At 67.3% G+C, this 11135-nt stretch carries 10 protein-coding genes; 4 read left to right on the top strand and 6 right to left on the bottom strand.

The features are described 5' to 3' along the window. Positions 1 to 39 precede the first annotated feature (39 nt). Positions 40 to 1062, top strand: a complete 1023-nt coding sequence (gene ccsB / locus RIT73_RS02760) for a c-type cytochrome biogenesis protein CcsB (protein ID WP_309130522.1) — start codon at positions 40 to 42, stop codon at positions 1060 to 1062. Positions 1063 to 1331: 269 nt separating this feature from the next. Here the strand turns inward: ccsB and RIT73_RS02755 are convergent, their stop codons facing one another. Continuing rightward, positions 1332 to 1775: a PLDc N-terminal domain-containing protein gene (locus RIT73_RS02755; RefSeq protein ID WP_309130521.1), complete on the bottom strand. Its 444-nt coding sequence runs from the start codon at positions 1773 to 1775 to the stop codon at positions 1332 to 1334. Positions 1776 to 1860: 85 nt separating this feature from the next. Between RIT73_RS02755 and RIT73_RS02750 the strand changes: the two genes are divergently transcribed. Then, a complete protein-coding gene (locus tag RIT73_RS02750) occupies positions 1861 to 2127 on the top strand; it encodes a DUF4229 domain-containing protein (RefSeq protein ID WP_309130520.1) in 267 nt (88 codons plus the stop codon). 79 nt (positions 2128 to 2206) lie between these two features. Here RIT73_RS02750 and RIT73_RS02745 read toward each other — a convergent pair whose 3' ends face one another. Genes RIT73_RS02745 through RIT73_RS02735 form a run of 3 tightly spaced genes read right to left on the bottom strand, consistent with a single transcriptional unit; the run spans position 2207 to position 5369 of the window. Beyond that, a complete protein-coding gene (locus tag RIT73_RS02745; RefSeq protein ID WP_309130519.1) occupies positions 2207 to 3139 on the bottom strand; it encodes a 1,4-dihydroxy-2-naphthoate polyprenyltransferase in 933 nt (310 codons plus the stop codon). 36 nt (positions 3140 to 3175) lie between these two features. Further along, a complete protein-coding gene (locus RIT73_RS02740; RefSeq protein WP_309130518.1) occupies positions 3176 to 4432 on the bottom strand; it encodes an AMP-binding protein in 1257 nt (418 codons plus the stop codon). Between the two features lie 19 nt (positions 4433 to 4451). Continuing rightward, entirely contained in the window at positions 4452 to 5369 is a 918-nt protein-coding gene (locus RIT73_RS02735) for a 1,4-dihydroxy-2-naphthoyl-CoA synthase (protein WP_309130517.1), read from the bottom strand. A gap of 43 nt (positions 5370 to 5412) precedes the next feature. Here RIT73_RS02735 and RIT73_RS02730 point away from each other — a divergent pair, with 43 nt between their 5' ends. Continuing rightward, positions 5413 to 6516 carry an o-succinylbenzoate synthase gene (locus RIT73_RS02730; RefSeq protein WP_309130516.1) on the top strand — a complete coding sequence of 368 codons (1104 nt, stop codon included), beginning with the start codon at positions 5413 to 5415 and terminating at the stop codon, positions 6514 to 6516. A 93-nt stretch (positions 6517 to 6609) separates the two neighbouring features. Here RIT73_RS02730 and RIT73_RS02725 read toward each other — a convergent pair whose 3' ends face one another. Together RIT73_RS02725 and RIT73_RS02720 are read right to left on the bottom strand one after the other, a co-directional pair. After that, entirely contained in the window at positions 6610 to 7326 is a 717-nt protein-coding gene (locus RIT73_RS02725; protein WP_309130515.1) for a hypothetical protein, read from the bottom strand. Then, a complete protein-coding gene (locus RIT73_RS02720; protein ID WP_309130514.1) occupies positions 7323 to 9017 on the bottom strand; it encodes an alpha/beta hydrolase family protein in 1695 nt (564 codons plus the stop codon). The genes RIT73_RS02725 and RIT73_RS02720 overlap by 4 nt, the downstream gene beginning before the upstream one ends. 59 nt (positions 9018 to 9076) lie before the next feature. Here RIT73_RS02720 and RIT73_RS02715 point away from each other — a divergent pair, with 59 nt between their 5' ends. Beyond that, positions 9077 to 11128 (top strand): thiamine pyrophosphate-binding protein, encoded by a 2052-nt coding sequence (locus RIT73_RS02715; protein ID WP_309130513.1) that lies wholly within the window; start codon positions 9077 to 9079, stop codon positions 11126 to 11128. The last annotated feature ends 7 nt before the right edge of the window (positions 11129 to 11135 follow it).

Raw genomic sequence — 11135 nt, 5'->3', positions numbered from 1 at the left:
GGACCGAGCGCGATCGAACGCAAGTGATCCGGAGGACTAATGGACGTCAACACTGACCTCGCGATGTGGTCGAATCAGCTCATCGTCTCGGCGATGATCGTCTACGCGATCGCGATGATCGCCTACGCGTTCGACCTCTTCGGCGGGCGGGAGCTAAAGCAGAGCGAAGTCACGTCGGCCGAGTCGAAGCCGTTGAGCGTGCGCCGGACGAGCCGGAAGACGGCCACCGCCGTGCTCGACGCCCCGGACACCGCGACCGGCGGTTCGGACGACACCGGTTCGGACGACGCCGCCTCGAGACACGGCGCCGAGCGGGCCCGGCGCGCTGCCCGCGTCGGCACCTCTCTGCTCGTCCTCGCCGCCCTGCTGCACGTCGCGGCGGTGCTCACCCGAGCGCTGTCGGTGATGCGGGTGCCGTGGGGCAACATGATGGAGTACATCCTCACCGCCACCGCGATCACCGTCGTCGTCTATCTCATCGTCAACATCCGCAAGGACGTCCGCTACCTGGGAACCTTCGTGGCCGGTGGGGTGCTGCTGTCCCTGGGGCTGTCGATCACGGTCTTCTACACTCCCGCCGCGCAGCTGATCCCGGCGCTGCAGTCGTACTGGATCGCCATCCACGTGCCCATCGCCATCCTCTCGACGGCGCTGCTCTACATCTCGGCCATCCTCGCGGTGTTCCAGATCCTCAAGGCCCGCTACGAGGACCGGGCGCCGAAGTGGCTGCGCTTCACCAAACGCCTGCCCGCGAGCACGGACATCGAGCGCGTCTCGTACACGATCGCCGCGGTCGGATTCATCACCTGGACGTTCACCCTCATCGCCGGCGCGATCTGGGCCGAGGTCGCCTGGAGCCGCTACTGGGGCTGGGACTCGAAGGAGATCTGGACGTTCGTCGTCTGGGTCGTCTACGCGGCGTACCTGCACGCCAGGGCCACCCGCGGCTGGGGCCCGACGAAGGTGGCGGTGCTCAACCTCATCGGCATCGCCTCGGTGATCTTCAACTTCACCGTCGTCAACGTCTACTTCAACGGCCTGCATTCGTACTCGGGGCTGTAACGGGCGACAGTGTGGGTGGCGTGGGCGGCCCTGCGCGACTCGCACGCCCGCCTCGGCGGCCCCGCTGGCCTGATGTCGCCCGCTGGCTGGCGGCTCGCTGACCGGCGTCCCGCTGGCCCGCTGCAGCCCCTGGCTGCTGACTCTCGCACGGCACACAACTGAGCGCTATTCACACCATTGCAATGATGTGAATAGCGCTCAGCTGTGTGTGCTGCCTATGCAGAAGCGCTGCCCATGCAGACTCTCTGAGGAGTGGGGAAACGAAACCGTCAGCCTGCCTGGCCGCGGCCCTCGCCCTTGGTTCCTTCCGAGCCGTGCTCGTCCGGCCCGTCGTCGGTGGTGCTGTCCTCACCCTGCGACTCGTTCTTCTCGGTCGTCTCGGACTCGTCGGTGTTGGCCGTGTCCTCGGGTTCGGGCGTGCGCGGGACGTGCTTGCCGAACTGGACATCACGGGCGACCTTGCGCAGGTAGTCCGGGTCGTCGTCGGGAGCTGTGGGGCCCGAGCGCGGGGGCGTGGTGGGCTTGTCTTCGGTTCCGCGGCCGAACACGTACCAGAGGCCGAAGCCCAGCAGCGGGATGAGAAGGATGATGAGGGCCCAAACGGGTTTGGGCAGGACTCGCACCAAGCCACGGTCGCGCAACAGACAGTCGAACAGTCCGTACAGGGTGATCGCCGCAGCCAAGACGATCCCGGCGATGAGTAGTCGAGCCATGCATCCAGGATAGTCGACGAACCTGAGCAGGAACTCAGCCATCCCATGGGAATACCCCTTGTACCGAGCGGCTAAAATGTATTCAATGCGCAGCTTCTGGATCTACACCCTGGCCCGGCTCGGCATCATCGTCGCCGTCGGCCTGATTCTGTTCCCATTCCTCGGATTCACCCTCGTCATGGCCGTCGCCGCCATCCTGATCGGGGCGCTGCTGAGCTACCTGTTCCTGGGCCGCATGCGAGCACAGGTCGCCGCCGACATCGAGGGCCGCCTGACCCGGCGGGCTCAAGCGAAGAAGCCGAAATCCACCGACGAGGCGACCGAGGACCGCATCGTCGACAACGGCCTCTGACGCTCCCGGCTCAGCGACAGCCCCTCGTCCTCGGAGCGCGGAGGACAGTGCCCGGTCAGACTGCGAACACACAGTCTGCTCAGAGCGAGAGGCCCAGGCCCAGCAGGGCCGCGAAGCACAGGGCTGTCAGCCCTGTCGACTTGATCGGCGGAATCAGGCCCGGCCCGGTTGTTCCCCGCAGTACGATCTTCAGCGGGGACAGGGCGAGCACGAGGGCAAGGACCGCCAAGGCGGCCGCAGGGTGCCCGTCGATGATCGCCAGGGCCAGCAGGGCGAACGGGACGAGCACGAGGGCCGCATAGGCGGTGCGGGCGCCCTCGTCGCCCATCCGCACCGCCAGGGTGATCTTGTTGGCCTCGACGTCCGTGGGAATGTCGCGGAGGTTGTTGACCATGAGCACCGCCGAGGCGAGGCAGCCGATCGCCACGGCCCCGGCCCATCCGCTCAGGCTGAGGTTTCCGACCTGCATCCACATGGTGCCGAGGGTGGCGACGAGGCCGAAGAAGATGAACACGAAGACCTCACCCAGGCCCATGTACCCGTAGGGCTTCTTCCCACCCGTGTAGAACCAGGCCGCGGCGACGGCTGCCGCTCCCACGGCCAGGAACCACCAGGCCTGAGAGAGGATGACCAGGGCGAGACCGGCGACACCGGCGATGCCGAAGAAGATGAATGCCGCCTTCTTGACCGCGGCCGGTTCCGCCAGACCTGAGGCGGTCAGGCGTAGCGGGCCGACGCGCTCGTCATCCGTGCCTCGGATGCCGTCGGAGTAGTCATTGGCGAAGTTCGACCCGATCTGCAGGCTGAGCGAGACGATGAGCGCCAGCAGGGCCTTGAACAGGATCAGGCCGAGTGAGTGCGTGTGGCCGTTCTTCGTGAAGTCCCCGATGATGAAGGCCGAGAGTCCGCCGACGCTTCCGATCGCCGCCCCGGTGCCGATGAGGACGGGAGCGATCGCCAACGGCAAGGTACGAAGACGGGCTCCGGAGAGCCATTGCGCAGCACTGGCCATGGGTGTCGAGGCCTTCCTTGGACGAAGAGAACCGTCTCATAGTACAGATGGATCATCGTCAACGGTATTCGACAGCTCGGCCGCCTCGTTCGCAGCCAGAACCGCTGCCGCCCGACGGTCGGGCTTGCCGATCGAGCGGAGGGGGATCTCGGGCACCACGAACACGAGATGCGGCAGGAACTGACCCTGGGAGCGGGTCGCGAACGCATTGAGATGCCTGGCCCGGGACCGCGGGTCCCGCGGCAGACCTGCGGCTTCCGCGACACTCTCAGCGGCTTCCGCGGCGAGTCGGACGAGGGCGACGACCCGCTGCCCCCACTCGTCGTCGGGCACCGAGGTGACGAGCACCTCGGCGATGGCATGGTTCTGCCACGATCTCAGCAGCTCAGTCTCCAGGGCATGCGGGGAGACGTTGGTGCCGCCGGAGACGATGATGTCGTCGGCGCGGCCGAGCACGCTGAGCACGCCGACGTCGAGGCGGCCGAGGTCGCTGGTGTGCATCGTTCGGACACCGTCCTCGACGGTCAGGTCCGAGGAGGCGACCGGTCGGATGAGGCCGTCGTCGGTGAACTCGACATAGGAGTCCGCGACGACGTCGCCGCGCAGGTCGATCGTGCCCGCCTCGGTGATCGTGACGTCGACCCCGTCGAAGGGGACCCCGTCGTAGACGCAGCCGCCGGCGGTCTCGCTCATCCCGTAGGTGCGCACGATCCGCAGTCCCGCTTCCTCGGCCCGGTCGAGGAGCGCCGGCGGCACTGCGGATCCGCCGAGGAGGATCGCATCGATGCCGGCGGCCGCCCGCGTCGCCCGCGGGTCGTCGAGTACGCGGTGCAGCTGGGTCGGGACGAGCGAGGTGTAGCTGGGGCCGGCACTGTCCCGAGCCCAGTCGAGGAGCTGCTCGACGTCGGCGGTGAAGGTCGCCGCCGTGAACCTCGCCGAGGTGGTGCGGATGGGTGCGCGTCCGGCAAGGTGGGCGCGGAATTCGACCTGGAACCCCGCGATGTGGTTGACCGGCAGGGTCAGGTACCAGACTCCTGGGCCGGAGAGGAATCTCTCCGTCGCCCGTGCCGAGGTGGTCAGGGCTTTTGCGGACAGGGCGACGGCTTTGGGCGCCCCGGTCGACCCGGAAGTGCGGAGGATGAGCGCGGGCGGATGCTCGCCTGCGAACGTATGGGAGTCCACCTCGGCGATCGCGCCCTCGCGGGTGCGGGGGAGGACGAGGATCGACCGGCCGTCCAGCGCACGGTCGATGGCGTTCGGCAGGTCCGTCGGGTCGATGCTGTGGTGGGGCATGGGGTCAGTGAACTGCTGGTCAGTAGTACCAGGGGAAGGGGGACCAGTCGGGGTCGCGCTTCTCGAGGAAGGCGTCGCGGCCCTCGACCGCCTCGTCGGTCATGTAGCCCAGGCGGGTCGCCTCCCCGGCGAAGACCTGCTGGCCCATCAGTCCGTCGTCGACGAGGTTGAACGCGAACTTGAGCATGCGCTGTGCGTTGGGGGACTTGCCGAGGATCTCCCGCGCCATGGTCAGTGCCGCGGTCTCGAGCTGTTCGTGGTCGACGACCTCGTTGACGGCACCCATGTCCGCCATCTCCTGTGCGGAGTAGGTGCGGCCGAGGAAGAAGATCTCACGGGCCCTCTTCTGCCCGACGAGCTTGGCGAGGTACGCGGAGCCGTAGCCGGCATCGTAGGAGCCGACATCGGCGTCGGTCTGCTTGAACTTCGCGTGCTGACGGGAGGCGATGGTCATGTCGCAGACGACATGGAGACTGTGCCCACCGCCGGCCGCCCAACCGGGGACGACCGCGATGACGACCTTCGGCATGGTGCGGATGAGGCGCTGGACCTCGAGGATGTGGAGGCGACCGGCGCGGGCGGGATCGACGGATTCGCGGGTCTCACCGCTGGCGTACTGGTAGCCGGAGCGGCCGCGGATGCGCTGGTCGCCGCCGGAGCAGAACGCCCAGCCGCCGTCGCGCTCGCTGGGACCGTTGCCGGTCAGCAGCACGGTCCCGACGTCGGAGGTCTGGCGGGCGTGGTCGAGAGCGCGGTAGAGCTCGTCGACTGTGTGCGGGCGGAAGGCGTTGCGCACCTCCGGACGGTCGAAGGCGATGCGGACGCAGCCGAGGTCGCTGCCGTCGGGATTGACCGCGCGGTGGTAGGTGATGTCGGTGAAGTCGAAGCCGGAGACTTCGCGCCACAGGGTCGGGTCGAAGATGTCTGAAACCGTCATTGCTCCAGCCTATCGCCTGGCCCCGAGCCGATAGGGTGGGGCCATGGCCGAGAGTCTGCCCACGCACATCACCGATCTGCTGCCCCGCTTCCATGTCCTCCGACTGCCGATGGTGACCCGATTCCGTGGAACCACCGAGCGTGAGGTGCTGCTGTTCGAAGGCCCCGACGGATGGGCGGAGTTCTCACCGTTCACCGAGTACAGGGCGCCCGAAGCCTCCCGGTGGCTGCACGCGGCACTCGAATTCGCGGGACTCCTGCCGGGGGACTCGGACGCGGCCCCGCCGTCCGATGGTGGCTCGGCCCCGCCGCTCGAGGATCGCACCTCGGCCCGGCCTCACACCTCGAACAGCATCGAGGTCAACGCCACCCTGCCTGCCTGTCTGGTCGCCGACGTCGAGCAGATCCTCGACCGATACGGCTCGGTCGGGACGGTCAAAGCCAAAGTCGCCGAACATGGCATAGACTCCCTGCCGGAGGACCTGGACCGCCTGCGGGAGTTCCGGCGCCTGTTCCCGACGACGACGCTGCGCCTCGACGCCAATGCCGGCTACTCGCTCACCGAGGCGGAACGGGCGTGCGAGGCATTCGCCGGGTTCGGCCTGCAGTACTTCGAACAGCCGGTGGCCGCGGTCGAGGACATGGCTCGACTGCGGGCCACTCTGTCCGCACAGGAGATCCCCATCGTCCTCGCCGCGGACGAATCGATCCGCAAGGCAGAGGACCCTCTGCGTGTGGCGCAGCTGGGCGCTGCCGAGGTGATCGTGGTCAAAGTGCAGCCTCTCGGAGGAATCGCAACCGCCCGCTCGGTCGTCGAGGCCTGTGGTCTGCCTGCAGTCGTGTCCTCGGCACTCGAGTCCTCGGTGGGCCTGGCGGCGGGAGCGAAGCTGGCGGCGACCCTGCCGGTGACGGAACGCAGCCGGGAGCTGCTCGGGGATTCGCCGGCATGTGGGCTGGGGACGGCCCGACTGTTCGCCGAGGATGTCACGGCGGGTGGACTCAATCCGCGGGACGGCCGCATCCCCGTCACGCGAATCGTCCCGGACCCCGACCGCCTGGAGACGATGGCGGTGGATCCGGGACGCCGCGATTGGTGGTCGAGCCGGCTGCAGGAGTGCTGGACGCACCTGCTCAGCCGGCGGTCATGACCGTGGTCCGACGGTCCTGAGTCAGCCGGCGTTCCTGAGTCAGCCGGCGTTCTTGAGTCAGCCGGCGTTCCTGAGTCAGCCGGCGTTCTTGAGTCAGCCGGCGTTCTTGAGTGCTTCGAGGAAGGACTGCGCAGTGGTCACGGCTGCCTCCTCTTTTCCTTCGGGCGCCAGGTTGACGGCGGAGACGAGATTGTTCCCGGTCCTGCTGGTCACTGTCTCCGTCGTGAAGGCGGGCTGACCGCCGGCCTCCATCGAGGCCCGGACACCGACGCTCTCGTCGGCTCCGTCGACAGTGGCGTCGAAAGTCTCGGAGGTCATGGTCATCTCCATTCCGCTGGCTTTCACGGTGACCTCGCCGCACTTCTCGGTGATCTTGCTCGCCGTCGACAGCTGTTTGGCCGCCGCGTCCTCGTCGGCGAAGCTCGACAGTCCCACGCTCAGCGTGTTGTCGGTTGCGACGCCGGTGACGGTGGTGCCGCCGCTCTGCTGGGAGACGTTGAGGGCGGCCAAGGACAGATCCTTGCACTCGGCGGGGGAGAATTCGGCGCTCTCGAGGGCCTTCATCGCAGTGTTGGCAGCATCGCCGCCCGCGGCGGCATCCATTGCTTTGAAAGTCTTGCCGTCGACCTTCGTCGATTCGATGACCGTGGTGAGCTGTTCCTTGCTCAACTGCGAAGCCTGCGGAGCCGCCGAGGTGGAGGTGCCGGCCTCGGTCTTGTCGCCCGATTCGGCGGGCTTGGAATCGTTGCCGGAGCAGCCGGTCAGGGCCAAGCCGACGACTAGGGCGAAGACTGGGAGTGCGCGTTTCATGGTTGACCTCTCGAAGGTTCGTCAGCCTCGGTCCATCGAGAGGAGCCGCTGCTGGAGCTGTTCTGGGCCGTGCGGCCTTTCTCACTATATTCGCCGTCGAGGCATGCTTCGGACTCCGCGTGTGCCGGTTTCGAAACATTGGGGGCTCCGGCGAGGGGCTCCGTGTCCTCAAGCGATGCGGCCTCAGTCTCCTCCTGTGTCGCGGCGATGCTCACCGTGGTCACCTCATCCTGTCCCACGCTCGAGAAATGCCTCGTCCTCTTGCCGGGAATGATGGGATCATGCATCGCAGCGGCGAGACGGCCCGTGAAGGTCAGGCGTCCCTTCTTGTCGGCCCGTTGAGAGTACTCGTTGGGTCCCAAGGGTCCTGAGACCGAGATGTCGTACTTCATGCCCGGCCGGAACAGCCCCGGGGTGCGGACTCGGAAGCTGCCGGTCCCGGTCAGGGAGAAGCCGGCGGGGCTGACGTCGCCGAACCGCACGATCTGGGCCCGGCGCCGGGAGATCTCGACGCGCCAGCCGTGGATCTCGAACAGGGCATGGCCCGTGAGATAGGAGAACTCGCCACCGTCGGCGATCGCGCGGTCCGAACGGTCGCCTCGGCGCCCGCCTTCTCCCGCGCCTCGGGGGTCGAAGTCTCCCGCACCTCGGCGTTCGCTTTCTCCCGCGCCTCGGCGGTCGAAGTCTCCCGCGCCTCGGCGGCGGACGGACGCGCCGTAGTTGCGGCGGCGCTCCAGCGCACCCAGCCATGCCGCCAATTCGCGCTGCCATGCCGTCCAGTTGTGGAGGCCGCTTGAGCGGGGGAACCACGAGTGCTTGATGCCCAGCTCGCCCAAACGGGCGGCGAAGCGCTCGCCCTGCTGATTGACCATCGTCTCGAGGAGATCGCGATCCTTGGTCTCCGACATGCTTCCCGAACCCGCACTCAGCCAGACGTCGACGTCGTGGAGGTTCTCGGCGAGGCCGTAGGGGGAATTGGCGATCCACTCGCTGCGGTCGGCGACGGGATCGCCGAACAAGGTCATCGCTCTGGCCCCTTCGCGCAGGGCGATGATGTCGAACGCCGGAATGGCCGACAGCGGATCGAGCGGGGAGGAGAATGCGGCGACCGAACCGAAGCGGTCGGGATGCCAGGCGGCGTACTTCATGGCCCCGTAGCCGCCCATCGACAGGCCGGCGAGGAGCTGGTCCTCGCGCTCGAAGCTCACGGAGTACGTCTTCTTCAGGAATTCCGGGATCTCGGCCGTGTGGAAGGTCGGCCAGTCGTGGACGCCGCCGCCGACGGCCAACCGCGAGTACGTGCCGGCACCGCCCTCGGGCATGACGACCAGGTAGGGCAGATCGTCGGTGAGCTCTTCGGCCGCCCCGAAATCCGTCCACGACCGGAAGTCGTCGCCGCCGCCGTGATAGAGATGGATGACGGGGCTGACCTCCTGCGGAACGCCCGGCAGGAGCACCCGGACGCCGACGGTGTGCCCCAGCGCCGGCGAGTAGAGGAAGAACTCGCGGAGCCGGTTCGACAGCTTGCGCTTGTCCCGGATGTGCCACTTCCGGGCCTCCTTGCCACGCGGTTCGGGACCGAGGAAGTCACGATTCTGGTCGCGGGCAGGGTATCTGCCTCTGTGCGAGCGCGCGGCCGTCAGCGTGCGGATGGCTCGTGCCCCCACGGCAAGGAGAATCGATCGACGCATGAGCCGATCGTAGGCATCCAATGTGAACCGCAGGTGAGTAAGTGGTTGAATGACGGGTGATGTCGAATTCGAGCGCAGTGGCGCAGCAGATTGCCCGAGGACTGGTCACGGCTGGAGTCACGGAGGTCGTCTTCGCGCCCGGATCGCGCTCGGCGCCATTGGTCTACGCCCTGGCACCGCTGGCTGAGGCGGGTCTCATCCGCACACACGTCCGCGTCGATGAACGTGATGCCGGGTTCCTCGCCCTGGGGCTGGCCCGAGGACTGCGGGTGAAGGAGGCGCGGCGGCGCGCCTCGGCGGATTCGGATGCGTCCGACCTGCATGAGGCCGGTGAGCGTGCGTCCGACCTGCGTGAGTCCGGCCTGCGTGAGGCCGGTGGAAGTCGCGGTGAGGCTCCTGTGGTCCTGGTGACCACCTCGGGATCGGCGGTGGCGAATCTGCATCCCGCGGTCCTCGAAGCCTCCTACGGTCATCTTCCACTGCTCGCGATCACGGCCGATCGGCCGGCACGACTGCGGGGGACCGGCGCGAATCAGACGCTCGACGATCAGTCGCAGGTGCTCACCGATGTCCGTGCAGCCTTCGATGTGGCTGTCGGCGGTGGATCCCAGGTGGGCTGCGGCAGTGAACTCGGCCGCGGCACCGCCATCGACCGGGTTGTCCATGACCGGGTGCGCGGCGTCGATGAGCTGCTCGCCGAGGCGATCGCCCGTTCCGTCGGACGTGCCGAGACCGGTGCCGGTGGGGAGCGATTGTCCTCCGGTCGCGAACAGCCCGCCGCCGGTCGCCTGCAGGATTCGAGCCGATCACAGCCCGGGCCGGTGCAGTTCAATGTGCAGTTCGATGTTCCGCTGGTGCCGACCGAGGACGAATTGGGCGAGTGGATTGCGGAGATCGAGGAAATGACCGGCGCCGAGGAGTCGCCGGAACATGACCTCGGCTATGACCACGGTCAAGGCCAGGACGGCGGAAAGAGCCAGGACGGGGCAAAGAGCCGGGACGGCGGGAAGAGCCGCCCCCTCGATCGCGGCCGAATCGAAGTGGCGTTGCCCCTCAATTCGACTGTGGGCTCGGGGCCGACTATCGACTCCGAACCGAATGCTGACTCGGGACCGAATGCTGCCGCGGGACCGAATGCTGCCTCGGGAACCAGCGCAGGAACGATCATCGTCGCGGGCGACGCGGCCGGATTCTCCGCTGACCAGCTCATCGAGCTGGCGGAACAGTACGGCATCCCCGTGCTGGCCGAACCGTCAAGCCCACTGACGGCAGCGCGGACATTCGTTCCGCTGCACGATCGAGTGCTCGCCGAACGATCCGACCTCCGTGCAGCCGTCCGAACGGTCCTCGTCCACGGCAAACCCACGCTGACCAGGCCGGTGGCGGCACTGCTGGCCGATGAGACGGTGGATATCCTTCGCCTGCCCGACAACATCGACGAGGTCGAACTCGTCTTGAGCGGTGGTGCGGAGGCCGATCGCGAAGGCGGCGAGAACGCAGATGACCGTCCTCGTTCGTGGCTCGAGGAATGGACAGCTGCCGGCTCGGCGCTCGCCTCGGTCCCGGCTCCTACGGTGGTTGCAGAGATCACAGAGTATCTGGCCGGCTCCGAGATCACTCTGTTCGCGGCCAGTTCGAACACGGTCCGCTACCTCAGCGCCGTCTCCGAGGTGAAAGCCGAGATCCACGCTTCCCGCGGACTGGCCGGTATCGACGGGCTCGTGTCCACGGCAATAGGACTGTCCTTGGCACTCGAGGACACCGTCGTGCTCGTCATCGGCGACATCGCTCTGCTCCACGACGTCGGCGGCCTCCTCACCCCGAGTGATGAGCAAGCCGGCGACGTGGTGATCGTCGTTCTCAACGACGACGGTGGCGCGATCTTCTCCGGGCTCGAACACTCCCAGAACCATGTCACTCCGTATCTGCAGCGGTACTTCACCGTCGGGCACGGCATGGACTTCTCCGACCTGGCCACAGCCTACGGGTGGGACTATTCTCAAGCCTCGAGCTTCGCCGAGTTCGTCACAGCCATCGAAGACACAGCCGCATCGGCAGGGGCGCATCGACGGATCATCGAGATCACATTGGAGCCGCTGGGCCGGGAGTGAGTCAGGC

This window comes from Brevibacterium sp., from assembly GCF_031179145.1.
In the GTDB taxonomy this organism is placed as follows: Bacteria; Actinomycetota; Actinomycetes; order Actinomycetales; family Brevibacteriaceae; genus Brevibacterium.
Note: the sequence above shows the minus strand (reverse complement) of the source record. Positions and strands in the feature narration are given on the sequence as shown.